The sequence below is a fragment of the Billgrantia lactosivorans genome (assembly GCF_003254665.1).
Taxonomy (GTDB): Bacteria; Pseudomonadota; Gammaproteobacteria; order Pseudomonadales; family Halomonadaceae; genus Halomonas; species Halomonas lactosivorans.
Window position 1 is genome coordinate 51,456 of the sequence record NZ_QHGY01000004.1, and the last position, 26,317, is coordinate 77,772.

Consider the following 26,317-nt stretch of genomic DNA (forward strand, 5'->3'; position numbering starts at 1 on the left):
AAGGCGGACCGGAAGCCCGCGACGGCTCAATCGATCTGCGACAGCAGCGAGTCGATGCTCTGGCGGGCATCGCCATAGAACATGCGCGTGTTCTCCTTGAAGAACAGCGGGTTCTCGATTCCCGAGTAGCCAGTGCCCTGGCCGCGCTTGCAGACGAATACCTGCTTGGCCTCCCATACCTTGAGCACCGGCATGCCGGCGATGGGGCTGTTGGGATCCTCCTGGGCGGCGGGATTGACGATATCGTTGGAGCCGATGACGATCACCACGTCGGTGCTGGCGAAGTCGTCGTTGATCTCGTCCATCTCGAGCACGATGTCGTAGGGTACCCTCGCCTCGGCCAGCAGCACGTTCATGTGCCCCGGCAGGCGCCCGGCGACCGGGTGGATGCCGAAGCGAACCTCCTTGCCGGCGGCGCGCAGCTTGCGCACCAGTTCGCTCACCGCGTTCTGGGCCTGGGCCACGGCCATGCCGTAGCCCGGCACGATGATCACGCTGTCGGCGTCGTTGAGCGCGCTCGCCACCCCGCCGGCGTCGATGGCCACCTGCTCGCCCTCGATCTCGGCCGCCGGCCCCTGGCTGCCGCCGAAGCCGCCGAGGATGACGTTGACGAAGTTGCGGTTCATCGCCTTGCACATGATGTACGACAGGATGGCACCGGAGGAGCCCACCAGGGCGCCGGTGACGATCAGCAGGTCGTTGGAGAGCGTGAAGCCGATGGCCGCCGCGGCCCAGCCGGAGTAGCTGTTGAGCATCGACACCACCACCGGCATGTCGGCGCCGCCGATGCCCATGATCAGGTGATAGCCGATGAAGAAGGCCAGCGCGGCGATCAACAGCAGGGTCCAGAAGCCGGCGCCGTTGAGGTAGAGGATGGCCAGCAGCAGGGAGAGGGCCGCGGCACCGGCGTTGAGCAGATGCCCGCCAGGCAGCTGCCTAGGCTTGCCGTCGACCTTGCCGGCCAGCTTGCCGAAGGCGATCACCGAGCCGGTGAAGGTCACCGCGCCGATGAACACGCCGAGCACCACCTCGATCTGCAGGAACATCAGCTCGTCGGGCGCCTTGGTCGCCACCAGCGCGGCGAAGGCCGAGAACTGCTCGGTGCCGGCATCGACGGCCCGGGCCGCCAGCACCCGCCGCCGCTCGAGGTCGGCGCTCCAGGCCACGAACACCGCCGCCAGGCCGACGAAGCTGTGCAGCGCCGCCACCAGCTGCGGCATCTCGGTCATCTCGACCTTCTTGGCCACGTAGGCGCCGGCCACCGCACCGGCGATCATCATGGGAATCATCAGCCAGTAGGTGCCGATGCCCGGCCCGAAGGCGGTGAAGAAGACCGCCACGGCCATGCCGACGATGCCGTACCACACCGCCCGCTTGGCCTTCTCCTGGTTGCTCAACCCCCCCAGCGAGAGGACGAACAGTACGCTAGCCGCAATCGCCGCGGCAGACACGAATCCTTGACTCAGCATGTGTAGTCTCCGCCGCTTACGATTTCTGGAACATGGCGAGCATCCGGCGTGTCACCAGGAAGCCGCCCACGATGTTGATGGTCGCGATCAGAACCGAGATGGCCGCCATCAGCACGACGAGCCAGTTTCCCGAGCCGATCTGCAGGACCGCCCCGAGGATGATGATCCCCGAAATGGCGTTGGTCACCGCCATCAGCGGCGTGTGCAGCGAATGGCTGACGTTCCAGATCACCTGGAAGCCGACGAAGCAGGCCAGCACGAAGACGATGAAGTGCTGCATGAAGGATGCCGGCGCTACCTGGCCGAGCAGCAGCATCAGCAGGCCACCGGCTCCCAGCAGGGTGACCTGACGCTTGGTCTGGGCCTTGAACGCGGCGAGCTCGGCGGCACGCCGCTCTTCGGGCGTGGGCTCCTTCTCCCTCGGCTTGGGCTTCGCCGCGGCGATCGCCTTCACCTTGGGCGGCGGCGGCGGGAAGGTGATCTCCCCCTGGTGAGTCACCGTGGCGCCGCGGATGACGTCGTCCTCCATGTCATGCACGATCCGGCCATCCTTCTCGGGCGTCAGATCGGTGAGCATGTGGCGCACGTTGGTGGCGTAGAGCAGCGAGGCCTGCGTCGCCATGCGCGAGGGAAAGTCGGTGTAGCCGACCACCACCACGCCGTTGTCGGTGACGATCCGCTCGTCCGGCACGGTCAGGTCGCAGTTGCCGCCCTTCTCGGCAGCCAGGTCGACGATCACCGAGCCGGGCTTCATCGCCTTGACCATGTCCTCGAGCCACAGCTTGGGCGCCGGTCGGCCCGGTATCAGGGCGGTGGAGATGACGATGTCGACCTCAGGGGCCTGCTCGCGGAACAGCGCCAGCTGTTTCTCGCGGAACTCCGGGCTGGAGGGGGCGGCGTAGCCGCCGGTGCCGGAGCCGTCCTGGTTGTCCTCGAAGTCGAGGAAGAGGAATTCGGCTCCCATGGACTCGATCTGCTCGGCGACTTCGGGGCGCACGTCGAAGGCGCGCACCACTGCGCCCAGGCTGGTGGCAGTGCCGATGGCGGCAAGACCCGCCACGCCGGCGCCGATGATCAGCACCTTGGCCGGCGGCACCTTGCCGGCGGCGGTGACCTGGCCGGTGAAGAAGCGGCCGAACTGGTTGCCCGCCTCGATCACCGCGCGGTAGCCGGCGATGTTGGCCATCGAGGAGAGCGCATCCATCTTCTGCGCCCGCGAGATGCGCGGCACCATGTCCATGGCGATGACGGTCGCGCCCTGGGCGCGGCACTTCTCCAGCAGCGCCTCGTTCTGCGCCGGCCAGAAGAAGGCGATCAGGGTCTGGCCTTCGCGCAGCCGCTCGGCCTCCGCCTCGCTGGGCTCGCGCACCTTGATCACCACCTCGGCTTGCTGCCAGAGCGCCTCGGCGCTCTCCACCACGGTGACGCCGGCGGCGCGATAGGCGTCGTCGTCAAAGCCGGCGGCAACGCCGGCACCGGATTCGATCAGGCATTCGTGTCCAAGCTTCTGGATGAACTGCGCACTGTCAGGGGTCAGCGCGACACGCGCCTCTCCTTTGGCGAGCTCCTTGGGTGCACCAATCTTCACGTTGGATCTCCCTTATGGTTATAGAAAGGTCGAATAGGGCAAACCGCTATTCATACCTGACCCTACCGCAATGCACAACAGCGGAGCGAACAAACACAGGCACCTGAATGTAGCACTATCCGCCTGAAATCTCAGAAAAAACCCGAGGATGACGTTGACGTCAAGGGAGGGGCGTGAGGCGTGGACGGATACGAAAAGGCCGCCCGAGGGCGGCCTGAACGGGGGCTGGGCACCGCCGGTGCGGGGCTCAGGCGGTCAACAAGGCATTGAGCCGCTTGACGTAAGCCGCCGGGTCGTCGAGGTGGCCGCCCTCGGCGATGATCGCCTGGTCGAGCAGCACCTGGGCGAGGTCGTCGAAGCGCTCACCGTCGGCTCCCTCGAGCCGCTCGACCAGTGCATGGGTCGGGTTGAGCTCGAGGATCGGCTTGACCTCCGGCATCTTCTGACCGGCGGCTTCCATGATGCGGCGCATCTGGAAGCCCATCTCGTGCTCGGGCAATACCACGCAGGCCGGCGAGTCGGTGAGGCGGTGGGTCACCTTGACCTCCTGCACCGCATCGCCCAGCGCTTCCTTGACCCGCTTGACCAGGTCCTCCTTGGCCTTGGCGGTCTCCTCCTGGGCCTTCTTCTCCTCTTCGCCCTCGATCTCGCCGAGGTCGAGCTCGCCCTTGGCCACGTCGACGAAGCGCTTGCCCTCGAATTCGTGCAGGTGGCTCATCAGCCACTCGTCGATGCGATCATGCAGCAGCAGCACCTCGATGCCCTTCTTGCGGAAGATCTCCAGGTGCGGGCTGTTCTTGGCCGCGTTGAAGCCATCGGCGACGATGTAGTAGATCTTCTCCTGCCCTTCCTTCATTCGCGAGACGTAGTCGGCCAGCGACTGGTCCTGGGTGGCGCTGTCGGTATGGGTGGTGGAGAAGCGCAGCAGCGCGGCGATCTTCTCGCGGTTGGCGTAGTCTTCGGCGGGGCCCTCCTTGAGCACGCTGCCGAAGGTGTTCCAGAAGCTCTGGTAGGCCTCCTTGTCCTTGGCCAGCTTCTTGAGCATGTCCAGCGCCCGCTTGGTCAGCGCGCCCTTGATCTTCTCGACCTTGGGGTCCTGCTGCAGCAGTTCGCGGGAGACGTTGAGCGACAGCTCGCGGGTATCGAGCACCCCCTTGATGAAGCGCAGGTAGAGCGGCAGGAACTGCTCGGCGTCGTCCATGATGAAGACGCGCTGCACGTAGAGCTTGACGCCGCGGGCTCCGTCGCGCTCATAGAGATCGAAGGGCGCCCGACCCGGCACATAGAGCAGGCTGGTATACTCGAGCTTGCCTTCGACCTTGTTGTGGCTCCAGGTCAGCGGATCGCTGAAGTCGTGGGCCACGTGCTTGTAGAAGGCCTTGTACTCGTCGTCGGAAATCTCGCTCTTGGGCCGCACCCACAGCGCGGTGGCCTCGTTGACGGTCTCCCAGGTGGTGACCTCGCTGCCCTCGATCTCGTTGCCCTCGTCGTCCTTGGCCGTCTCGACCCTGGGCATGCGCACCGGCACCTCGATATGGTCGGAGTACTTGCGCACCAGGCTTCGCAGGCGGAAGTCGTCGGCGAACTCCGTGGCATCCTTCTTCAGGTGCAGGACGATCTCGGTGCCGTGATGCTCGCGCTCGACGTCGGCGACGGTGAATTCGCCTTCTCCCTTCGAGCGCCACTCGACGCCCTCGGCCTTGTCGCTGCCCGCCTTGCGCGTGCGCACCGTGACCTCGTCGGCGACGATGAAGCTGGAGTAGAAACCCACGCCGAACTGGCCGATCAGCCGCGCGTCCTTCTGCTGCTCGCCGCTGAGCTGCTTGAGGAACTCGGCGGTGCCGCTGCGGGCGATGGTACCGAGGTTCTTGATCACCTCGTCGCGGTCCATGCCGATGCCGTTGTCGCGCACGGTGACGGTACGGCCCTTCTCGTCGTGCTCGATCTCGATGCGCAGTTCGCTGTCGCCCTCGTAGAGCGCGTCGTTGTCCAGCGCGGCATAGCGCAGCTTGTCGCAGGCGTCGGCGGCATTGGAAATCAGCTCGCGCAGGAAGATCTCCCGGTTGGAGTACAGGGAGTGGATCATCAAATGCAGCAGCTGCTTCACCTCGGTCTGGAAGCCGAGGGTTTCCTCGTGGGCGGTCGTGGACATGGATCGGTTACCTCATGGCTTGAACCCGCGGCGACGCGCGACGCGCCGCCGTTACAGAACTGTTCAGCGATATGGGGTTCGCGCCCGCTTTTTCAAGCGTCATCCTTCCTCGAAGCGCCCAGCACCAGATGCAGGCGCGCCGTGGCCACCGGCTGCGCCTCGGACTCCTGCCAGGCGATGACCTGGACATTGGCCAGGCGCCGCCCCTCGCGCAGCAGCCGACAGCGGGCATGAGTCGGCACGACGCGGGCGGTACGCAGATAGTCGATGGAGAAGTCGACGATACGCGGCAGCCGGGGCTCGCGGGCCGACAGCATCAGGTCGAGGGTGCCGGCGGTTTCCATGAAGGCCGCCACCACGCCGCCATGCAGGGCGGGGAGCAGGATGTTGCCGACGTTGTGCTCGTGCGGCTCGAGATGAAAGACCAGGCCGTCGCCGGCACCATCCGGCGTGGCCGAGACGCCGATATGACGCGCATAGGGAAGGCGTTCGAGCCAGGCGGCGACATCGCCCTCGGCGCGGGTGCGGGCCAGCCAGGCCACGTCGTGGAAGCCTTCAGGCATGGCCGGCCTCCCCGAATAGCGTCTCGGCGAAGCCCGGTGGCGTGTTGCGAGCCCCCAGGCGCACGAAGTTGCCGATCCCGCGGGCGATGGTCCTACCCGGCTCCTGCCACAGCGTGCCCTCGGTGAAGACCATGGCACCGGTCACCCGCAGCACCCTCGCTTCGGCCATGATCGGCTTGCCCGCCAGCGCCGGGCGGTAGTGATCGACGCGCAGGTCGAGGGTCGGACAGACTTCCGGCGCGGGCAGCCCGCACAGCACCGCCGAGCCGCACACGGTATCCAGCAGCATGGTCAGCACCCCGCCGTGGACCAGGCCGCGCCCGCTATCGCCCAGCAGCTCGTCGCGCCATGGCAGACGCATGCGTACCTTGGGCGGGCTGACCTCCTCGACCTCGAGACCGAGCTCCCGGGTATGGGGAATGACGTTGACGAAGCGGCTCAGGCCGGCTCGCCAGGCTTCGGGACTTCGACCCGCCGTGGCAGGCTCGTTCTGCGGCTCATCGCGTTCGTTCACCCCACCCCTCCAACAAGCGTTTGATCGATCCTGCTAGACTAGTCCGCGACCACCGTCGAGACAAGGCCGAGGGCATCATTCAGCGCAGCGGCCGGCTCGCCGGACAAAGGCCGTTGAAATGGCGCGGAAACGCCCCGCCGGTCTACTCAAAGCGGCTTCGATAGGCGAGGATAGAGGAGTACGTCAACGCCTTCCGGAGGCCGCCCAACATGCGCCATTCCCCAACCTTTCGCCGCGCGTCCGGTTGGCTCGCCGCAGCCGCCCTCAGCCTGACGCTCAGCGCGCATGCCCAACCCGGCGACAGCGCGATGCGCGACGCCCTCGAAGCCGCGCGCAACCAGCAGTGGGATCGCGTCGACGAAGCCGCCATCAGAGACCATGTGCTCGCGGGCTACGTCGAGTACCATCGCCTTCGCAACCGCCTGCCGCAGGCCGAGCCAGGCCAGGTCCTGGACTTCATCGAGCGCCACCGGGACTCCCCGCTCGCCGACTGGATGCGCGGCCAGGCGATCGGCCGCTATGGCGAAGCCGGCCGCTACGGCAGCCTGCTCGCCGTGGCCGACGGCGAACCCAGCGGCACCGAGCGCCAGTGCCACTACTACACGGCCCTGATCGGCAGCGACCCCGAGGCGGCGGCCGCCGGCGGCCGCAAGCTGTGGCGCGTCGGCCAGTCGCAGCCCTCCGCCTGCGACACCCTGTTCGACCACCTGCGCGACGGCGGCGAAATCGACGAGTTCGATGTCTGGGAGCGCATGATGCTGGCCTGGGGGCAGGGCGAGACCGGCCTGGTCCGCTATCTGGGCCGACAGCTCGGCAGCCGCTGGCAGGAGGGACGCGATGCCGTGGAACGGCTGCAGCGAAGCTATGCCGACATCACTCGGGTGCCCACCTGCATCGGCCCCGAGTGCCGTGGCAGCGGGCCGCTGTTCGTGGCCGCCATGCATGGCTTCATCCGCGCCGACACCGAAGCCGCGATGGAGGCATGGCGCAAGATCGCGCCCCACCTGCCGATCGAAGAGACGCATCGCCACGCCATCGAAGAGGACCTTGCCTTCCATTCGCTGGTGCGCGACATCGAGCACAACCTGGCCTGGGTCGACGAGGCGTTACCGCGGATCGGCACCACCCGCGTACTGGAGCTGCGCATTCGCCACGCCCTTTCCAAGCGTGACTGGAACGACGCCCTGAGCTGGATTGAAAGCCTGCCCGACGACAGCCGCGACGAGAGTCGCTGGCAGTACTGGAAGGCTCGCGCCCACGAGCAGCTGGGGGACACGGAGCGGGCCGAGGCGGCCTATGCCCGCGCCGCCCGCGGGCGCGACTTCTTCGGCTTCGCCGCCGCCGATCGCATCGATCGCCCCTACTCCCTGAACCTGGAACGCAGCAGCTTCAACGACGAGTTCCGCGGCCAGGTGGATCAGTGGCCGACGGTGCAACGCACCGAGGCGTTGCTGCGTATCGGCGAGGAGGGTCTGGCCAACAGCGAGTGGCTGCATGCGGCGGCGAATGCCTCGCCGGGCGAAGTCAGGGCGCTGGCCGACTATGCCGCGCGGCGTGGCTGGCACGCACGCCTGGTGCAGACCACCATTACCGCGCAGCTGTGGGACGCGCTGGAGTGGCGCTTTCCCGAGGCCTACCGCGAGCACTTCCTGCACTGGGGCCGGCAGACCGGGGTCGACCCCTACCTGCTGATGGGCATTGCCCGGCGCGAGAGCGCCTACAACCCCGAGGCGATGTCACCGGCCGGCGCGCGGGGCCTGATGCAGCTGATGCCGGGCACCGCCACCCTGCTCAGCCGCCAGCTCGGCATCAGCGACCCCGGCCCCTACGGGGTGCTCGACCCGGAACTCAACATCCGTCTCGGCAGCACCTACATTCGCGACATGACCGACCGTTACCGCGGCAACCGACTGGCGGCGGCGGCGGCCTACAACGCCGGCCCCGGCCGGGTGGATCGCTGGCTGCGCGACGCCCCCGAGGAATTCGACCTGTTCGTCGAGTCGATTCCCTTCCGCGAGACCCGCGACTACGTGCAGGCCGTGCTCTCCTACCGGGTGATCTTCGAGAGCCTGGCCAACGGCGGCAGCAGCGAGGGCGTGTCGATGCTCAGCCAGGCGGAGAAGACGGTGCGCTACGATGCCTCGTTGCTCGCCAGGAACTGAAGCTTCTCCGCTCAGGCGGGCTGGCGCTCCAGCGCCAGCCTGACGCCGAACAGGATCAGCACCGCGCCGGTCGCACCGTTTAGCGCGCGGGCGAAGTGGCGGCTGCCGAGCCAGCGCCCCGCGCTGCCGATCATCAGCACGATGGCGATCTGCCACAGGTTGGCGATCACGAAGTGCACCCCGGCAAGCCATAGCGACTTGAGCAGTGCCGGGTCCGTCGGGGCGATGAACTGTGGCAGGAAGGCCATGTAGAAGACCACCGTCTTGGGGTTGAGCACATTCGACAGCAGCCCCTCCCGCAGCGGGCGCCACATCGACACGGCCCGGCGCTCGCCCTGCACCGCCCCCAGCGGCAGCCCCTTGCCGCGCCAGGCGGCCTGCAGCCCGTGAATCCCCAGCCAGATCAGGTAGGCCGCCCCTGCCAGCTTGAGCGCACTGAACGCCCACGCCGACTGCAGCAGGATCAGCGAGATGCCCAGCGCCGAGACGGTGGCATGCACGAACAGCCCGCAGCAGATCGCAAGACTGGTGAGCACGCCATCGCGCACCCCGCCGCGTGCGGTGTTGCGGATGACCAGCAGGGTATCGACCCCCGGGCTCATCGACAGCAGAGTGATGGCGACCAGGAAGGGCCAGAAGTGTGCGTCCAGCATGGCAGGGCTCCGGTTCGGGAAGGCAGCGCAGCCCGAGCAGGGGCGAACGCCGTGGCTGCCGTACGAGTATGCAGCATTGCCAATTCAAGACAACGGATTCGCTGGACGCTCGGAATTTTTCTATCTACAGTGGATTGAGCGGACGCATGGGAAGAGCGTGCTTCCGTGGCGTTGGCCAGCAAGTGGAAAGTCGTCCCGTCGTATGTCGAGCCAATCGATGCACCCGAAGCGCACTTTTCGCCTCTTGCCCGCGCAGTTTGGGCCCGGCTTGCCGGTGCCCCGCACGATCCAACAGTATGTAAGGAAAATCGACAATGGCAACTGGCACTGTCAAGTGGTTCAACGATACCAAGGGCTACGGCTTCATCTCTCCGGACGACGGCGGTGATGACCTGTTCGCGCATTTCTCCGAGATTCAGGCTGAAGGCTTCAAGACCCTGCAGGACGGTCAGAAGGTGACCTTCGACGTGACCCAGGGCAAGAAAGGCCTTCAGGCCTCCAACATTCGGGTTTCCAACTGAGGCATCCCCTCCGTTGACCCGGCGCCGGGCTGGCAAGAAGGCTCGGCGAGCAGACGAAAGGCCCGCTCCTGCGAGCGGGCCTTTTTCGTGTTCTCCCGGGGCCTGCCAGCCGCAGACCCTCAGGAGTCGCGCTCGGACTCACCCCGGGAGCCGTTCCCGGAGCTCGATTCCGCCCCGCCCTCGCGGCTCGATTCGCTCGAATCCTCGGGCTCGATCTTGGGGAGGTCGCTGCCCGGATCGCTGCGCTCGGCCTCCTCGAACTGCTCGTCGAGTTCACGCTGAGCCTCCTCGAAGCGACGCTCCGTCTCCTCGAGCCAGGCATCCACGTCGGACTGGGTGACCTCGCCGGATCGCTCCGCCTCGCGCTCGATCTCGAAGGACGCGTCCTGCTCCTCCTGCTCGCCGCTCTCCATGGGCTCGAGTCGCAGCTCGGGTTCCGATGAACTCTCCATCGGCTCGAGCTCCGGGGGGGTACGATCCGCCTCCTCGAACTGCTGGTCGATCTTGCGCTGGGCCTCCTCGAAGCGGCGCTCGGTATCCTCGAGGATCGCCTCGACATCGGAGCGGGTCGGCTCCCCGGGCATGGCACCGCCCTCTTCCAGCGCATCGACGGGAGACTCGCCCAGCGTCTCGGCTTCGGCATCGACATCGGCATCGGCATCGAGCTCATCGTCCGATCCGCTCGACGCCTCCTCTTCCTCCGGCTCGGCGGGTATCGACTCGTCTTCGCTCTCCGTGTCTTCCTGCTCGTCGGGGGGCGGGGTCGACGGGTCCTCTTCGGCGGTCTCCTCCGCAGGCGCCGACTCGGCGGTGGGTTCGCCCTGCTCGGCTGGCGCGGCCACCTCATCGCCGTCGTCGCCGCAGCCGGCCAGCATCAGGGCCAGGGTCAAGGCCGCGGCGGCCGGAATCCAGGGTGTCTTGGCCATCGGTTTTCTCCCGTCCGTATGAGACCCGCAAAGTGGCCTATTCCAGCAGAGCCCGGCGGACGCTGCAAGCCGCCGGATAGCGGGCCACCCTACTGCTTGGACAATGGCAGGGAAAAACGATCCGTTCGCGCCTCAATTCGTGGCCGCCAGGGGCAGCGGGCAGCCCAGCGACCAGGCCACGGCGCGCAGCAGCTCGGCCTCCTCGGCACGGACCTGGCCGTCGTGGGCAACGCAGCGGGCCATGGCGCCGAGCAGCCTGACGCGATCGTCGTCACCCAGCAGGCGACAACGCCCCAGGGCCCAGTCGAGCTCCTGCGGCGTTGCCGGCCGGGACACAAACGCGATCTCCAGGCCCAGCCCAGCGGCCGCCTCGCGGAACGCTTGCGCGGCCCCTGTCGCCTGGTCACTGCCGGCCAGCGCCAGGCTCGACAACAAGCGGGCCACCGCCGCCTCGACCCGCGCCAGCGGCTGCCGCCGGCCAGCCCGGCCCCCCGCCCCCTCGCTGCCGGCGATCACCAGGCGATGCAGTGCCCACTGCAGGGCGCCGGGTTCCTGTTCTACCGCCATCAGCCGCTCGAGGCAGTCGCGAAAACCGGCGTACTGGGCGACCGAAAGCTGCCGCAGCACGGGCAGGCACAGCTCGATCAGCGCCAGCCGCTGGCCCGGCCGCACCTCGGCCAGCGGCCGCTCGAGACGCTCCAGCTCGGCCAGCACGTCCGGCCGCGCCGCCGCGGTCAAGGCCTGCCGCTGGCGGGCGCGGCTGGCCGGCTCGGCCCCCATCAGGATGCCGTAGACCACCGCGCGCGCTGAATAGGAGTCGTGCGCGGCCTCGAGCAATACCGGGGCGATGCCCGCCAGCGCCCCGCGGGCTCGCTGCAGGTCCGCCTCGCGCGGTTCGCCGACCCGCTCGGCCAGCGCCGCCGGCGGCGCCATGCCGGCGCCCTGGTCCGGCTGCGCCTGGGCGCGCCCTTCGCCGACGGCGGCGGCTTCCCGCTCGACGCTGGGCTCGGGAAGTCGGCCGTCCCATTCGGGTTCGAGGCGCCGAATGCGGGTCGCCAGCGGCGGATGCGTGGCGGTGAGTCCGCGCAAGCCGGGCAGACCGCGGCTGAAATAGAGGTGGCTGAACTCCTCGGCTCGGGTCGCACGCAGCTCGGAGCCCTGTGTCGCGACGCGCTTGAGGGCATCGGCCAGCCCCGCCGGATTGCGGGTGTACTGGACCGCGCTGGCATCGGCGAGGAATTCACGCTGGCGACTGACCGCCGCCTTGATCAGGTTGCCGCACAGGGTGCCGACGAAGCCCACCAGCATCAGTGCGAGCCCAGCCCCGAGCAGCACCGCTTGGCCGTTGCCACGCCGCGAGCCGCCTGCCACGCGACGGGTCGCCATCCCCCTGAGCAGCAGGCGGCCGACGAGGCCGATCACCAGGATGCCGTACAACAGCGCGACGAGGCGCAGGTTGAGGCGCATGTCGCCATGCAGCACATGGCTGAACTCGTGGGCGATCACGCCCTGCAGCTCGTCGCGCGTCAGCGCCTGGATGGCCCCCCGTGTCACGCCGATGGCCGCGTCCTGGGGCGCATGGCCGGCAGCGAAGGCGTTGATGCCGGGTTCGTCGAGCAGGTAGACCGCCGGCACCGGCAGCCCCGCGGCGATCGCCATCTCCTCGACCACGTTGAGCAGCCGGCGCTCGCCGGTATCGCGCGTGTCGCCATTGAGGGGCCGGCCTCCCAGCGCCTCCGCGACCGCCGCGCCGCCGGCACGCAGCTGCAGATGACGAACCAGGCTGGCGCTGGCGACCACCAGCAGCACGCCGAGGGCCACGCTGCCGAGCAGCAGCGGGTCGAGCGCGCGCGCCAGCGGATCGCCACCGGGCTGGCCGCCATCGAGCAGTAGCGTGGCCAGCGCGACCACCGCGACGGCCGCGGCGATCATGCCCAGCACGGCGATGACGAGCAGCACGACCAGCCAGACGGTCAGACGCTTCGCGCGCTCCTGGGCACCGAAGAAATCCATCGCCGCACGCCGTCAGAAGCGAACGCTGGGGGCGGCCTGGATCTCGGCGCTGTCGTCGAACTCCAGCAGCGCCGCATCCTCGCGATGGCCCAGCGGCCCCGCCAGCAGCACCGGCGGGAAGCTCTGGCGGTAGGTGTTGTACTGCATGACCGCGTCGTTGTAGGCCTGGCGGGCGAAGGCGACGCGGTTCTCGGTGCTGGTGAGGGTCTCGGAGAGCTGGCGCATGTTGTCGGAGGCCTTCAGGTCCGGGTAGGCCTCCATCACCACGTTGAGCCGTCCCAGGGCGGCGCCCAGCGCCCCCTCGGCGCCGGCCAGCTCGGCCATGGCGCCGGGCTCGCCCGGCCGCGCGGCGGCCGCTTCCAGCCCGCTCAGCGCCGCATTTCTCGCTTCGGTCACGGCGGTCAGGGTATCGCGCTCGTGAGCCATGTAGGCCCTGGCGGTCTCCACCAGGTTCGGAATCAGGTCGTAGCGGCGCTTGAGCTGCACCTCGATCTGGGCAAAGGCATTCCGGTAACGGTTCTTCAATGCCACCAGGCGGTTGTAGATGCTGACGCCGTAGACCAGCAGCAGGGCCAGCACCACCAGTACGACGATCACTGTCACGCTCATTGCTCTCTCCCGTGTGCCGCCAGCGACCCGCTTGATGTGAGTCAATGTCCGAGCCTGCATTAGCGTCTGCTCAATGTCATATACCGATGGTATAGTGTGGCAGCCGAGCGGGCCAGCCACTCATGCCTGCGCTCGCAGCGTCACGTCCCGCCCAACCGATCATTGCCAGGGAGTCGGTCTTGGTAGCGCAACTCAAGGATTTCCTCCACGCACTGGTCCATGCCCTGCGCAACCTGCTGCCCATCATCGTGGTGGTGGTGGCCTTCCAGGCACTGTTGCTGCGCGAGTGGCCGGAGGGCGGGCTGAGCATGGCGGCGGGCCTGCTGGTGGTCGCCGTCGGCGTCGCCCTGTTCCTGCAGGGACTCGAATTGAGCATTTTTCCGGTGGGCAAGCGGCTCGCCAATCAGTTTACCCGCCGTGGTTCCATGCCGTTGCTGATGCTGTTCGGTTTCGCCATGGGTTTTTCTGCCGTCGTGGCGGAACCGGCACTGATCGCCGTGGCCGAACAGGCCGCCACGATCAGCCAGGGGCGTATCGACGCCCTCACCCTGCGCCTGATCGTGGCGAGTTCGGTGGGTCTGGTGATGGCACTGGGCGTGTTTCGCGTGATCCTCGGCCACCCCCTTCACTGGTACATGATCACCGGCTACGCACTGGTGGTTCTCGTCACCTTCTTCGCCCCCGAGGAGATCGTCGGGCTGGCCTACGATTCCGGCGGCGTCACCACCAACATCGTTACCGTGCCGCTGATCGCTGCGCTGGGGATCGGTCTTGCCTCCTCGATCCGCGGGCGCAACCCGCTGATCGACGGTTTCGGCCTGGTGGCACTGGCGGTGATGGTGCCTATGATCAGCGTTCAGCTCTACGGCATACTGGTCTATGCCGAGCCCGACGCGTTCGGGGCAGGCGCCGAGTTGCTGCTTGCCGGGAAAGACGTCTCCCCGCCGTCCGGCCCGCTGACGACCCTCCTCGATCTATTCGCCATGCTACGCGACGTGCTGCCGATCATTCTGGTCGTGCTGTTCTTCCAGTACGTCGTGCTGCGCCATCCCTTGGCCAATCCGCTCAGGGTCGGCATTGGCTTCGCGCTGGTGATCGTGGGGCTGTACGCCTTCGTGGTAGGACTCAAGCTCGGCCTTTTTCCCATCGGGCGGAGCATGGCCGAGCAGTTGATCGCTTTCGATTCCTGGCTCTGGGTCTACCTGTTTGCTTTCTGCATTGGCTTTGCCACCACCATGGCCGAACCAGCATTGATCGCCATCGGCAACCAGGCCGAAGAAGCCGCCGCCGGCAAGATTCAGGGCAACGTCATTCGCCTGCTGGTAGCTCTGGGTGTGGCCATCGGCATCACCATCGGCGTACATCGCATCATCACCGGCGACTCGATCCACCACTACATTACCGGCGGTTATCTTCTGGTCATTCTGCTGACCGCCCTGGCGCCCCGCTACATCGTAGCCCTGGCCTTCGACCTCGGCGGCGTAACGACATCCGAGGTGACGGTGCCGCTGGTCACCGCGCTGGGAATCGGCCTGGCCAGCCAGATCGAGGGTCGTAACGTCCTGATCGACGGCTTCGGACTGATCGCCTTCGCCTCGATCTTTCCTATCGTGACCGTCATGGGCTATGCCATTCTGATGGAAAAACTAGCGCAGCCGGGAGGCAGGACGACATGAAGTTTTCGCTATTGGTTGCCATCGTGCCGGAGGATCTCGAGCAGGAGTGCATCGATGCCGCCACCGAAGCCGGCGCGGTCGGCATGACGCTGATGTCCGGCCGCGGGATAGGCGGTGAACGCAAGAAAACGTTCTTCGGGCTGACTTACGAGGGCAGCCAGAGCATCATGCTGCTGACGCTGGAGAAAAGCCTCTCGCTGAGAGTGTTGAAGACCATTCGCCAGGTACTCAACCCGACCGGCGAGGACTCCCGCGGCCTGGTCATGACGCTGCCGGTAGAACACCTCGGCGGTATCGACATGGCGCAGGTCAAGCGCTTCGAAGAGCGCCTCAGGCAAGATGTCTGAACGAATGGTTTAACGGAGAGAACAAGATGCTGGTCAAGGACATCATGAACCGCAACGTGGTGACGGTATCCCCCTTCGCCACCTTGCGCGATGCGCTGAGCTTGATGAAGCGCCATAACCTCAAGAGTCTGGTGGTGGAGCAACAGGATCCGCACGATGCCTGGGGGTTGATCACCTATACCAACATCCTCAAGACCATCGTCGCCGAGAATGGCGACATCGACCTGATCAACGTCTATGACGTCTGCGCCAAACCCGCCATCGGTGTCGGCGAGTCGCTCGACGTGCGCCATGTCGCCAGCTTGATGACCGACAGCGTGGTCAAGCGTGTGCTGGTACTGGACGACAACAGGTTGCTGGGCCTGGTCACCATGGATGATATCGTAGGCACCGTGCTCGACATGATCGAGTAAACCGACCGGACTCGCATATGCAAGATTTTTTCACCTGGCTGGGCCGCACCCTGGGCGAGATCATTCGCTTCGTGGTCGACCTGCTGGTTCACTTCTTCCAGAACCTGGGCGCTTCCGCCCGCGGCTTCTTCGACGGCCTGGCCACCTCGCTGGGCATCTCCCCCTCGCTGATCAGCCTGGCGGTGCTGCTGCTCGGCCTGTGGCTCCTCTACCTGGCGCTGCGCGCCCTGCTGCGCCGTCGCCTCGTCGCCACGCTGATCTGGGCCTTGCTGGGGGTGATGGTGCTGAGCTGGCTCATCTACTAAGCCCAGCCAAAAAAGTGCCGCCCCTGGGGCGGCACATTTTTGTTATCAGGAAGGGCGGAATTTCCAATTACCCTTTCCTCAAGCGAGGGCCTTTTCGATCACCTCATACACATTGGGCGAGAGCTTCTCGGCGCGGATGCGTTCGAGTTCGCCCTTCATCAGATCCTGACGCGACTCGTCGAAGCGCTGCCAGCGGGTCAGCGGCGTGACCAGGCGTGCGGCGATCTCCGGGTTGAGCCGGTTGAGCTCGATCACCACGTCGGCCAGCAGACGGTAGCCCTCGCCATCGGCGCGGTGGAAGTTGATGCGGTTCTGGTTGGCGAAGGTGCCGATCAGGGCGCGTACCTTGTTGGGGTTCTTCAGCGAGAAGGCGGGGTGCGCCATCAGGTGCTTGACCCGCTCCAGGGCGTCGGCCTGGGGCCGGGTGACCTGGATCGCGAACCACTGGTCCATCACCAGCGTGTCATGGGCCCACTTCTCGCCGAAGGCGCGCAGCGCCGGCCCCGCCAGGTCGTCGCGGCTGCTGTGGGTCAGCAGCGTGAGCGCATGGCGCACGTCGGTCATGTTGTGATCGGCCTCGAACTGTCGGCGCGCCAGGGCGATGCCCTCTTCGTCCTCGATCGCCATCAGGTAGGAGAGCGCCACGTTCTTCAGGCTGCGCCGCGCGATCTGCTCGGGTTCCGGCGCATAGGGCGCGTCGCTCACGTTCTCTTCAAAGAGGCGCAGGAAGTCGTCGCGCAGGGTCGCGGCCAGGGACTGCTTGACGAAGTCGCGCGCGGCATGGATCGCCTCGACGTCGACCAGCGGCTGCTGCTCGGCGATATAGGCTTCGCTGGGCAGGGTCAGCATCTCCGCCAGCACCGCCTTGTCGTCGCCGCCGCGCTCGAGCAGGGCACGGAAGGCCTCGACCACGCGCGTGTCCATCACCTTCTCGACCCCGTTGCGGTGAGCGGCGATGAGGTCGTCCAGCGCCAGCACCGCCAGCCGCTGCCCCGCGTCCCAGCGGTTGAAGCCGTCGGAGTCGTTGGCCAGCAGGAAGGCCAGCTCCTCGCGGCCGTAGGGGAAGCGCAGCTGCACCGGTGCCGAGAAGCCGCGCAACAGCGACGGCACCGGCGCCTCGGGTACGTCGGTGAAGACGAAGGTCTGCTCCGCTTCGCGCAGATGAATCACGCCGTCGCTGCCGAGCGCCTCCCCCTCCAGCGTCAAGGGCAGGTCACGCCCCGACTTGGTGCCCACCAGCCCCATGCGGACGGGGATGTGCAGCGGCTGCTTCTCGGGCTGGCCGGGGGTGGCCGGCGTGCGCTGACGCAGGGTGAGATGATACTCGGCGTTGGCATAGTCGTATTCGCCGTAGGCGTCGATCTCCGGCGTGCCGGCCTGGGAGTACCAGCGCATGAACTGGGAGAGATCCTGCCCCGAGGCCTCGGCCATGCAGCCGACGAAGTCCTCGATGGTCACCGCCTGGCCGTCGAAGCGCTCGAAGTAGAGGTCGCTGCCGCGGCGGAAGGCTTCCCAGCCCACCAGGTTGCGCAGCATGCGCACCACTTCGGCGCCCTTCTCGTAGATGGTCAGGGTGTAGAAGTTGCCGATCTCGATGTAGTGATCGGGGCGCACCGGGTGGGCGGTGGGACCGGCGTCTTCGGCGAACTGGGCGGTACGGAAGAAGGCCACGTCCTCGATGCGCTTGACCGCCGCCGAGTTGACGTCGGCGGAGAAGCACTGGTCGCGGAAGACGGTGAAGCCCTCCTTGAGCGAGAGCTGGAACCAGTCGCGGCAGGTGACGCGGTTGCCCGACCAGTTGTGGAAATATTCGTGGGCGACGATGCCCTCGACGCGCTGGAAGGCGGCGTCGGTGGCGGTCTGCGGGTGGGTCAGCACCGCCGCCGAGTTGAAGATGTTGAGCCCCTTGTTCTCCATGGCGCCCATGTTGAAGTCGTTGACCGCCACGATCATGAACAGGTCGAGGTCGTACTCGCGGCCGTAGGTTTCCTCGTCCCACTTCATGGCGCGCTTGAGCGACGCCATGGCGTGGTCGGTCTTGCCCAGGTTCTCCTCCTCGACCCAGATCTGCAGCGTGACCTCGCGCCCGCTGCGAGTGGTGAAACGGTCCTCCACCCTCTGCAGGTCGCCGGCGACCAGCGCGAACAGGTAGCTGGGCTTGGGAAAGGGGTCGTCCCAGGTGACGAAATGGCGTCCGCCGGGCAGCTCGCCCCGTTCCACCGGGTTGCCGTTGGAGAGCAGCACCGGCAGGGACGCGCTGTCGCCGATCACCGTGGTGGAGAAGGTGGCCATGACGTCCGGTCGATCCGGATAGTAGGTGATGCGGCGAAACCCTTCGGCCTCGCACTGGGTGCAGTACATGCCGTTGGAGAGGTAGAGCCCTTCCAGCGCGGTGTTCTCCCGGGGGGCGATCTCGACCTCGCTATCCAGGCGGAAACGACCGGGCGGGCGATGCACGGTCAGCCCGCTATCGCTCAGGGAGTACTCCCCGTCGGCCAGCACCTGGCCGTCGATGGCGATGCGCTTGAGGATCAGCTGTTCGCCGTCGAGCTCGAGCGGCGCGTCGGCAGCCGCCTCGGGGTGGCGCTCCAGCTGCAGGCTCGCCTTGACCCTGGTCGCGGCGGGGTCCAGTTCGAAGGTCAGCTCGACATGGGTCACACGGTAGGCGGGGGGCCGGTAGTCGTGGCGATACGTCGGCTTGGGGTCAGACATCGGGATGGCTCCTGTCCATGATCGATGCCCATTGTACGGTTGCCGGCTCCCCAACCTCAAAGGCAGCTGACGCTAGCGCCGTACCAGGCGTGCCATCGAATCGGGCTCCACCCTGCCGGGCTCGGGCCGCGTGACGATCCACAGCCCCAGCAACGCCAGCCCCGCCACCAGCAGGAGCTTCAACCACAGCAGGCTGAGGGTCACGAGGAGGACCACGACCGACAGTGCCAGCATGAAGCCGGCCATCCACTTGGCATGGCGCGGTATGGCGCGCTCCCCCTCCCAGGCCACCACGGTCGGGCCGAAGCGGGGGTGTTCGCGAATCCACAGGGCAAAGCGCGGCGAGCCCCGCGATGCCGCCCATACGGCCAGCAGCATGAAGCAGGTCGACGGCATCAGTGGCACGAAGACACCGACGACGCCGAGCGCGAAGCTGACCCAGGCCAGGGACATGTAGACGGCACGACCAAGCGAGTGCATGCAAAAAGCTCCCATCCAGGCTTTCCCTGCTGCCTCCATTGAAGCCCATCTCGCCCCGACAGGCCAATCGGCACTGGCTATGGTGGCATTAGAAAAAGAAAAAGCCCGCCCGAGGGCGAGCCAAGGCGTTCCGCAGTCCTACTGGATGGGAATTTCACGACGGTTCGCTTTCACTTCGCCGCTGCGCGGTACCTGGACCTTGAGCACGCCATTGGCGAACGAGGCTGTGATCTCTTCGGGGCGTGCATCGTCGGGCAGATCGAGCACCCGGCGGAAGCTGCCATAAGAGCGTTCGATGCGCTGGTAGCGATCGTCCTTGGTGCTGCTCTCCTGGCGCTTCTCGCCCTCGATGATCAGGCGTTCGCCGTCCAGGGTGAGCTTGACGTCCTTCTCGTCCACGCCGGGCACCTCGACGCTGATCAGGTACTCCTCGTCGCGCTCGGCGATGTCGAGCTGGGGCCTGAGCAGGCTGGCCATGTCGCCGAAGCGACTCTCGAGCGTCGGCATGCCGAACTGGCGCATCACGCCATCCATCCAGCGGTCCAGTTCCTGATGCATGCCGAGCAAGGGCGAGAGTTCGCCCTGGCGAGGCTCCACGGGCGCCGGTGCCGCGACATCGCGGCTCTCGCTCTTGAACCAGTTCCAGGGAGAGAACTTCTGTAGCTTCATACGCCACCTCCTGTTCGTCATGAGTCACGTGACGCATCGGACGGGCGCAGGGCCCGTTCCGGCATGAACAGAATTGGTGGCGCCGGTTCGGTTTTCAAGTGGAGTTGCGGGCGCACTTGCGCCAGGTCAACGTTTCGCCATCGACCGGGGCCGATGGCGCGGGCAGCGCCTCTCAGTCGCGGAAATTGTCGAACTGCAGCGCCAGGTCGGGGCCGCCTTCGCCGCGCAGCATGGCGATGACCTCCTGCAGGTCGTCGCGCTTCTTGCCGGTGACCCTGACCTTCTCGCCCTGGATCTGCGCCTGGACCTTGAGCTTGCTGTCCTTGATGCGCTTGACGATGTCCTTGGCCTCCTTCTGCTCGAGCCCCTGCTTGAGCTTGACCTCCTGGCGCGCCCGCACCCCGGAGAGCTCGGGCTCCTGCTCCTCCATGCACCGGGCATCGATGCCACGGGCGATGAGGCGATTGCGCAGCACGTCGAGCATCTGCTTGAGCTGGAAGTCGACTTCCGCCTCGAGCAGCACCGTGTCACCGTTCAGCTCGAAGCTCGCCTTGACGCCCTTGAAGTCGAAGCGCCCCTGGATTTCACGGTTGGCCTGGTCCACGGCGTTGCTGGCTTCGTGCTTGTCGTATTCGGAAACGATATCGAAGGATGGCATGGCGATGTCCTTGTTTTGCCCCAACATGCCGGGAAGTCTATCAGCCCCGGCCACTCCCTGCGCGCCTCACGCCGTCAGGGCCAGCGGCTTGCTCATCTGCCAGCCGGCACAGCCGTCCTCGTAGTAGTCCTCGAGCCAGCGCTCCAGGCGAAAGCCCATGCGCCGATAGAGCCCCAAAGCCACGCGGTTGTCCGCGCGCACCTCCAGCCCCAGCGCCTCGGCATCGTGGTTCACGGCGACCCGTTCCAGTGCCTCGAGCAGCTGCCGTCCCAGCCCACTGCCGCGGGCCTCGGGGTGGACGCAAAAGGAGTAGAGCCGGGCGCGACGGCTGCCGCGGCGGAACAGCAGAGTGCCATACCCCATCAGCCGCCCTTCGTCGTCGGCGACGAGCGTCTCGGCATGAGCGCGATTCAACAGGTGCCAGAGCTGCCTGCGGCTGAACCGGTCGCCGCTGAAGGCCACCTGCTCCAGGCGGTAGAGAGCGGCAAGATCCTGTGGCCGGGCCTGGCGCAGTGTGACGGCCATGGGCGTCTCCGGGCTGACGCTAGCCGCGCGGCTAGGCGACGTGGGTGCTGGCAGCAGGACATGGCCTGCCGGGATCATGAAATCATTTCACCTGTCGAGGCGCTTGTCGACCGGAAGTTGCAGCGGCATTCTGGCCGCATCCTGCGGCAATGCCGTCCCTCGTCAAGCAACCGGATTTCGCCCATGTGCCCCTTGCGTATCGTCGTCGATCGACAGGAAGACTGGCTGCCCTACTACCCCTCCGAGGACCTGATCAGCGCCGACGAGTTCCTGGCCCTCGATCGGCGTCATCGCAGCGCCGCCGACCAGGACCGCAGCACCCATGTGATCAACCTGTGCGGCGAACTCGACTACCTCGGCACCGGCTACTACGTCTCGCTGCTCGCCCAGGCTCGCGGCCAGCGCGTCCTGCCCAGCGTGGAGACCCTCAACGAGCTGTCGCGCAAGGCCCTGGTCGACCTGCAGCTGGACACGCTGGCACCGCTGCTCGGCGAACTGGCGCGCCAGGGCAGCCTCGCCGGCGACAGCCTGACCCTGCGCGTGCTGTTCGGCGAATGCCGCGAGCCCGAGCTGGCCCGTCTCGCTCGCAAGCTCTTCGAGCGCCTGCCCTGCCCGCTGCTCGAAGCTCGCCTGGTGCGGCGCCACGACCTGTGGCGGCTGGCTCGGCTCAAGCCGATCCACCTACGCGACCTGAACGCCGACGAGCAGGACCTGTTCGCCTCGGCGCTCAACCGGCATTCGCGCAAGGTGTGGCGCACGCCCAAGTCCCGCCGCCGCTACCGCTTCGACCTGGCGATCCTGGTCGACCCCAGGGAGGCCATGCCGCCGAGCAACCGCAGCGCCCTCAAGGCCTTCATCCGTGCCGGGCGCAAGCTGGGTATCGACGTGTCGCTGATCACCCGGCGCGATGCGGGACGGCTCGCCGAGTTCGACGCCCTCTTCATTCGCGAGACGACGGCGCTGGACCACCACACCTATCGCATGGCCCGGCTCGCCGAGCACGAGGGCCTGGTGGTGATCGACGCGCCGCGGGACATCCTGCGCTGCACCAACAAGATCTACCTGCACGCGCTGCTGCGCGCCCGCGGCGTGCCTGCCCCGGAGGGCGTGCTGCTGAAGCGGCGCGACCGGCGCCCCCTGGCGGAGCGGGTCGCCGGGCTGAGCTTTCCGCTGGTGCTCAAGATTCCCGACGGCTCCTTCTCCCGCGGAATCGTCAAGATCGGCTCCTTCGAGCAACTCGAGCAGGAGACCCGGCGGCTGTTCGAAGACTCCGCCCTGCTGCTGCTGCAGGAGTGGCTGCCGACGGAGTATGACTGGCGTATCGGCGTGCTGGACGGCCAGGTGCTGTTCGCCAGCCGCTACTACATGGCACGCGGCCATTGGCAGATCTACGACCACTCGGGCACCCGCGTGAAAAGCGGCGGCTTCTCCACCCACGACCCGGCCGAGGTGCCGCCCGCCGTCATCAGGGCGGCGCTCAAGGCGACTCGCCTGATCGGAAACGGCCTCTATGGCGTCGACCTCAAGCAGGCCGGAGAGCGCGTGGTGGTCATCGAGGTCAACGACAACCCCAACGTCGATGCCGGCATCGAGGACACCGTCCTGGGTCGCCAGCTCTACGAGCGCATCATGGGCGTCTTCCTGGCGCGCATGGAGGCGCGCGTCTCGGCCAGGTCGGCGGATGGGTGAGGCGAGAATGACGGCCGCGGTCTTTCCTAACCGAAAAAAACAAATCGATTCCATAAGTTACCGCTTTCACGTCTATCCTTGTCGCCAGTAGGAGACAGTTCAAGCCCTTGATCTGCAAGGCTCAGGCGGCTTCGGCTCACATGCGTCTCCTATTCGCGACAGTTTGAGACTGTCCTGCTGACAACATTTCTTCCTTGGCCAAGCCAACCCGCTGACTGGAAAAGAAATTTTCTAGTTGGCGCGGATGTTGCGTACCACAATGGCACGCAAACCAAATCAACCGGCCCTGCACGCCATCACCCGTCGGCCTAACGGACCGGCGCGATGGCGTTGATTGGATGACGGGGCATCACTGCAAGGAGCGACGACGATCATGAGGATAACCATCTTCGGTTCCGGCTATGTAGGACTGGTCACCGGCGCCTGCCTGGCCGATGTCGGCCATCGGGTCATGTGCGTGGATATCGATGCGGAGAAGGTGGCGCGACTGAACGAGGGAGTGGTGCCCATCTACGAGCCCGGCCTGGATGAGTTGATCAGCAAGAACCGCGCCGCCGGACGGCTCGAGTTCACCACCGACGCCGCCAAGGCCGTGGAATTCGGCCTCCTGCAGTTCATTGCCGTGGGTACCCCTTCCGACGAGGATGGCAGCGCCGATCTCCAGTACGTGCTGAAGGTCGCCGAGACCATCGGGCAGCACATGAATGACTACAAGATCGTCGTCGACAAGTCGACCGTACCCGTCGGCACCGCCAGCAAGGTGGAGCGCACCGTGGCCGCCGAGCTGGAGAAGCGTGGCGTCAGCCTGGAATTCGACGTCTGCTCCAACCCCGAATTTCTCAAGGAAGGCGCCGCCATCGAGGATTTCTCGCGTGGCTCGCGGATCATCATCGGCACCGATTCGGAGCGCGTCAGGAAGGCCATGAGCGAGTGCTACGGCCCCTACAACCGCCAGCGCGACAAGATGATGTTCATGGGCGTACGCAGCGCCGAGCTGACCAAGTACGCCGCCAACGCCATGCTGGCCACCAAGATCAGCTTCATCAACGAGATCGCCAATCTCGCCGAGCGCCTCGGCGCCGACGTCGAGGAGGTCCGCCATGGCATCGGTTCCGATCCGCGCATCGGCTACAGCTTCATCTATCCCGGCTGCGGCTACGGCGGCTCGTGCTTCCCCAAGGACGTCAAGGCGCTGGCGCACACCGCCGAGGAGATCGGTCATCCCGCCGAGATGATCAAGGCCGTGGAGCGGGTCAATGCGCGGCAGAAGAACAAGCTGTTCGAGAAGCTGTGCCAGGCCTTCGACGGCCAGCTCGCCGGCAAGACCATCGCCATCTGGGGGCTGGCCTTCAAGCCCAATACCGACGACATGCGCGAGGCGCCCAGCCGTGCCCTGATGGAAGCCTTGTGGGAGGCCGGCGCCCGCGTCCAGGCCTATGACCCGGAGGCAAGCGAAGAGTGTCATCGCCTCTACGGGAACCGCGAGGACCTGGTATTGGCCGAGCGTCGCGACGATGCGCTGGAAGGCGCGCATGCGCTGGTCATCTGCACCGAGTGGAAGGCCTTTCGCACCATCGACTTCGACGAGCTGCGCGACAGCCTCGTGGAACCGGTGCTGGTCGATGGCCGCAATCTGTTCCAACCCGATTCCGTGAAGGCTGCGGGGCTCGCCTACTATGGCATCGGCCGCGGCGACTCCGTACGGCCCGTACTGGCCTGAGGAGTTCCGATGTCAGCGACCCCCCCAGACCCTACCACTGCCAGCTGGACCACGGAGGTCACCACCTTACTGTTCGGCCTGGCGCTGATGGTGGTCATCCTCAGCGAGCTGCCCGCGGAGGTGTTCTCGCCGGAGTCGGAGAGCTTCATCTTCGTCATCGGCGGGATCGCCATCTGGCGCTACTCCTGGTGGGCCATCCAGGCCATACGATCGGTATGGTACAACCGGCGGATTTTCCCGCAGATGCGGGCCGAGGCGGACGCGATCGGCGAGGAGGAGAAGCCACCCGAACTGTTCGTGCTCTGCACCTCGTTCCGGATCGAGGCGAGGGTGAACTTTCAGGTCTACGACGCCCTGATTCGCGAGGCGCGTGACTACGGCGTACCGACCACCATCTTCGCCTCCATCTCGGACCGTACCGACGTGGACGTGATCACCCACGTCATGGAGGAGCACGGCTGGCCGAAGAACGTCGAAGTGCGCTACATGTTCCAGAAAGGGGATGGCAAGCGCTCGGCCATGGCCGAAGTGCTGCGGGCGATATCCCGGCGCCTGCCGGCGCCGGGGGCGCTGCTGGTTTCGATGGATGGCGATATCCGCCTGGAGCCGGGTACGCTGTCGCGTTCGCTCTCCTTTTTCCAGACCCAGGACGACCTGGGCGCGCTGACCACCAACAACCGCGCCGAGGTGACCGGCAACGATGCCACCCGCGAGTGGTACGACCTGCGCTATGCGCAGCGCCACCTGATGATGAGTTCGATGTCGGTCTCGCGTCGCCTTCTGGTGCTGACCGGGCGCTACAGCGTGTTCCGCGCCGACCTGGCGACCCAGCCGGACTTCATCGAGCTGATCGAGAGCGACCACGTCCATCACTGGCGCTTCGGCAACTTCAAGTTCCTCTCCGGCGACGACAAGTCGTCGTGGTACTGGTTGCTGAAGAACGGCTGGCGCATGCTGTACATACCCGATGTCTACGTCACCGGATTCGAGGAGCTGCCTGACCGGCGGCGCTTCTTCGCCTCGACCACCGACCTGATGCGACGCTGGTACGGCAACATGCTGCGCACCAGCAACCGCGCGATCGCACTGGGACCGCGGCCGATGGGCATGTTCACCTGGTGGAGCCTGGTGGATCAGCGCCTCTCCATGTGGACGACACTGGTCGGGCCCACGGTAGTGACGCTGGTATCGCTGTTCGTGAGGCCCTCGTTCTTCTTCGCCTACGTGCTGTGGATCCTCTTCACCCGCGGCATCGCCACGCTGATCCTGGCCTGGCAGCGGGGACGCTTCAGCCTGCTGTGGATTCCGCTGATCTATTACAACCAGGTGTGGGGCGCGATGCTGAAGACCTATGTCAGCTTCCGCTTCAATCGGCAGAAGTGGTCGCGCCAGGGCATCTCTGCAGGGGAACCGGACGACCCTGTGGCGGCCAGGAGGCAGCGCCGCATGGGCCATGTGCTGCATGCCTTCACCTACGGGGTGCTGCTGTTCTTCCTGATCCTCTCCACCGGGGTGATGACGCCGCCGGATCGGGTTTCGCTGCACATTGCCCGTAACCAGACCTGGGAGCGCAGCGAGGACCCCGAGCGGCTCGACCGCTGGCTCGGCGCCGTCCTCTCTGACAAGGGCGCCGACACGGTACAGCTGCCGCCTGGCCACTTTCGGCTCGAGGGCGACCTGATCGAGACCCTGCAGCAAAACACGCTGCCGAGCGAGAAGCGAATCCACGGCGACCGCGAAACCACGCTGGTGGCGATTTCCCCCGCCGTGGCGGAACTGATGCGAGGGCCAAATGGCGACCCTATCCAGGATGCCACCGAGTGTACCGTGGATGCGAACTGCCAACTGGCATTCGACGAACACAACCTGACCCTCGTCAACGTACGACTCAGGGTCGAGCCCGAGGCCCCCACCGAGGTGGCCACGACTCAGCCCTGACGCAAGGAGCGACCA

The 26,317-nt window shown here is 66.4% G+C and carries 23 protein-coding genes; 9 read left to right on the forward strand and 14 right to left on the reverse strand.

What is annotated here, in order from left to right:
* Window positions 1-26 precede the first annotated feature (26 nt).
* The 5 genes from DIS04_RS10760 to DIS04_RS10780 form a co-directional block, all read right to left on the reverse strand.
* On the reverse strand, window positions 27-1,469 hold the full coding sequence (locus DIS04_RS10760) for an NAD(P)(+) transhydrogenase (Re/Si-specific) subunit beta (RefSeq protein ID WP_111413780.1): 1,443 nt from the start codon (window positions 1,467-1,469) through the stop codon (window positions 27-29).
* Window positions 1,470-1,485: 16 nt separating this feature from the next.
* Window positions 1,486-3,057: a Re/Si-specific NAD(P)(+) transhydrogenase subunit alpha gene (locus DIS04_RS10765; RefSeq protein WP_111413781.1), complete on the reverse strand. Its 1,572-nt coding sequence runs from the start codon at window positions 3,055-3,057 to the stop codon at window positions 1,486-1,488.
* 247 nt (window positions 3,058-3,304) lie between these two features.
* Window positions 3,305-5,209, reverse strand: a complete 1,905-nt coding sequence (htpG, locus tag DIS04_RS10770; RefSeq protein ID WP_111413782.1) for a molecular chaperone HtpG — start codon at window positions 5,207-5,209, stop codon at window positions 3,305-3,307.
* 92 nt (window positions 5,210-5,301) lie between these two features.
* Window positions 5,302-5,772, reverse strand: a complete 471-nt coding sequence (locus DIS04_RS10775) for a PaaI family thioesterase (RefSeq protein WP_111413783.1) — start codon at window positions 5,770-5,772, stop codon at window positions 5,302-5,304.
* A complete protein-coding gene (locus DIS04_RS10780; protein ID WP_111413784.1) occupies window positions 5,765-6,286 on the reverse strand; it encodes a PaaI family thioesterase in 522 nt (173 codons plus the stop codon). The genes DIS04_RS10775 and DIS04_RS10780 overlap by 8 nt, the downstream gene beginning before the upstream one ends.
* A 209-nt stretch (window positions 6,287-6,495) precedes the next feature.
* Between DIS04_RS10780 and DIS04_RS10785 the strand changes: the two genes are divergently transcribed.
* Window positions 6,496-8,448 carry a transglycosylase SLT domain-containing protein gene (locus DIS04_RS10785; RefSeq protein ID WP_111413785.1) on the forward strand — a complete coding sequence of 651 codons (1,953 nt, stop codon included), beginning with the start codon at window positions 6,496-6,498 and terminating at the stop codon, window positions 8,446-8,448.
* Window positions 8,449-8,459: 11 nt separating this feature from the next.
* Here DIS04_RS10785 and DIS04_RS10790 read toward each other — a convergent pair whose 3' ends face one another.
* A complete protein-coding gene (locus tag DIS04_RS10790; protein ID WP_111413786.1) occupies window positions 8,460-9,101 on the reverse strand; it encodes a LysE family translocator in 642 nt (213 codons plus the stop codon).
* A gap of 314 nt (window positions 9,102-9,415) precedes the next feature.
* Between DIS04_RS10790 and DIS04_RS10795 the strand changes: the two genes are divergently transcribed.
* Complete coding sequence (locus tag DIS04_RS10795) at window positions 9,416-9,622, forward strand: cold-shock protein (RefSeq protein WP_111413787.1); 207 nt, start codon at window positions 9,416-9,418, stop codon at window positions 9,620-9,622.
* 119 nt (window positions 9,623-9,741) lie between these two features.
* Here the strand turns inward: DIS04_RS10795 and DIS04_RS10800 are convergent, their stop codons facing one another.
* From DIS04_RS10800 to DIS04_RS10810, 3 genes are all read right to left on the reverse strand, one after another.
* A complete protein-coding gene (locus DIS04_RS10800; protein WP_111413788.1) occupies window positions 9,742-10,548 on the reverse strand; it encodes a hypothetical protein in 807 nt (268 codons plus the stop codon).
* A 132-nt stretch (window positions 10,549-10,680) separates the two neighbouring features.
* Entirely contained in the window at window positions 10,681-12,561 is a 1,881-nt protein-coding gene (locus tag DIS04_RS10805; protein ID WP_111413789.1) for a M48 family metallopeptidase, read from the reverse strand.
* A 12-nt stretch (window positions 12,562-12,573) separates the two neighbouring features.
* A complete protein-coding gene (locus tag DIS04_RS10810) occupies window positions 12,574-13,170 on the reverse strand; it encodes a LemA family protein (protein WP_111413790.1) in 597 nt (198 codons plus the stop codon).
* A gap of 179 nt (window positions 13,171-13,349) precedes the next feature.
* Between DIS04_RS10810 and DIS04_RS20890 the strand changes: the two genes are divergently transcribed.
* Genes DIS04_RS20890 through DIS04_RS10830 form a run of 4 tightly spaced genes read left to right on the forward strand, consistent with a single transcriptional unit; the run spans window position 13,350 to window position 15,911 of the window.
* On the forward strand, window positions 13,350-14,846 hold the full coding sequence (locus DIS04_RS20890) for a DUF1538 domain-containing protein (protein ID WP_340148170.1): 1,497 nt from the start codon (window positions 13,350-13,352) through the stop codon (window positions 14,844-14,846).
* The gene (locus DIS04_RS10820) at window positions 14,843-15,193 is read left to right on the forward strand and encodes a P-II family nitrogen regulator (protein WP_111413792.1); all 351 of its coding nucleotides are present in this window, start codon (window positions 14,843-14,845) and stop codon (window positions 15,191-15,193) included. The genes DIS04_RS20890 and DIS04_RS10820 overlap by 4 nt, the downstream gene beginning before the upstream one ends.
* Before the next feature lie 26 nt (window positions 15,194-15,219).
* Window positions 15,220-15,606 (forward strand): CBS domain-containing protein, encoded by a 387-nt coding sequence (locus DIS04_RS10825; RefSeq protein ID WP_111413793.1) that lies wholly within the window; start codon window positions 15,220-15,222, stop codon window positions 15,604-15,606.
* A 17-nt stretch (window positions 15,607-15,623) separates the two neighbouring features.
* The gene (locus DIS04_RS10830) at window positions 15,624-15,911 is read left to right on the forward strand and encodes a hypothetical protein (protein WP_111413794.1); all 288 of its coding nucleotides are present in this window, start codon (window positions 15,624-15,626) and stop codon (window positions 15,909-15,911) included.
* 78 nt (window positions 15,912-15,989) lie between these two features.
* Here DIS04_RS10830 and pepN read toward each other — a convergent pair whose 3' ends face one another.
* The 5 genes from pepN to rimI form a co-directional block, all read right to left on the reverse strand.
* Window positions 15,990-18,623 (reverse strand): aminopeptidase N, encoded by a 2,634-nt coding sequence (gene pepN, locus DIS04_RS10835; RefSeq protein ID WP_111413795.1) that lies wholly within the window; start codon window positions 18,621-18,623, stop codon window positions 15,990-15,992.
* Window positions 18,624-18,695: 72 nt separating this feature from the next.
* Window positions 18,696-19,103 carry a YbaN family protein gene (locus DIS04_RS10840; protein ID WP_111413796.1) on the reverse strand — a complete coding sequence of 136 codons (408 nt, stop codon included), beginning with the start codon at window positions 19,101-19,103 and terminating at the stop codon, window positions 18,696-18,698.
* Between the two features lie 138 nt (window positions 19,104-19,241).
* The gene (locus DIS04_RS10845) at window positions 19,242-19,772 is read right to left on the reverse strand and encodes an Hsp20/alpha crystallin family protein (protein WP_111413797.1); all 531 of its coding nucleotides are present in this window, start codon (window positions 19,770-19,772) and stop codon (window positions 19,242-19,244) included.
* 172 nt (window positions 19,773-19,944) lie between these two features.
* A complete protein-coding gene (locus DIS04_RS10850) occupies window positions 19,945-20,430 on the reverse strand; it encodes a YajQ family cyclic di-GMP-binding protein (RefSeq protein WP_111413798.1) in 486 nt (161 codons plus the stop codon).
* A gap of 66 nt (window positions 20,431-20,496) precedes the next feature.
* A complete protein-coding gene (rimI, locus tag DIS04_RS10855) occupies window positions 20,497-20,955 on the reverse strand; it encodes a ribosomal protein S18-alanine N-acetyltransferase (RefSeq protein ID WP_111413799.1) in 459 nt (152 codons plus the stop codon).
* Window positions 20,956-21,138: 183 nt separating this feature from the next.
* Here rimI and DIS04_RS10860 point away from each other — a divergent pair, with 183 nt between their 5' ends.
* The 3 genes from DIS04_RS10860 to DIS04_RS10870 all read left to right on the forward strand — a co-directional run bounded on the left by DIS04_RS10860 (window position 21,139) and on the right by DIS04_RS10870 (window position 26,302).
* A complete protein-coding gene (locus tag DIS04_RS10860; RefSeq protein ID WP_111413800.1) occupies window positions 21,139-22,644 on the forward strand; it encodes a RimK family protein in 1,506 nt (501 codons plus the stop codon).
* Window positions 22,645-23,017: 373 nt separating this feature from the next.
* Entirely contained in the window at window positions 23,018-24,364 is a 1,347-nt protein-coding gene (locus DIS04_RS10865) for a UDP-glucose dehydrogenase family protein (protein ID WP_111413801.1), read from the forward strand.
* A 9-nt stretch (window positions 24,365-24,373) separates the two neighbouring features.
* Complete coding sequence (locus tag DIS04_RS10870) at window positions 24,374-26,302, forward strand: glycosyltransferase (RefSeq protein ID WP_111413802.1); 1,929 nt, start codon at window positions 24,374-24,376, stop codon at window positions 26,300-26,302.
* The last annotated feature ends 15 nt before the right edge of the window (window positions 26,303-26,317 follow it).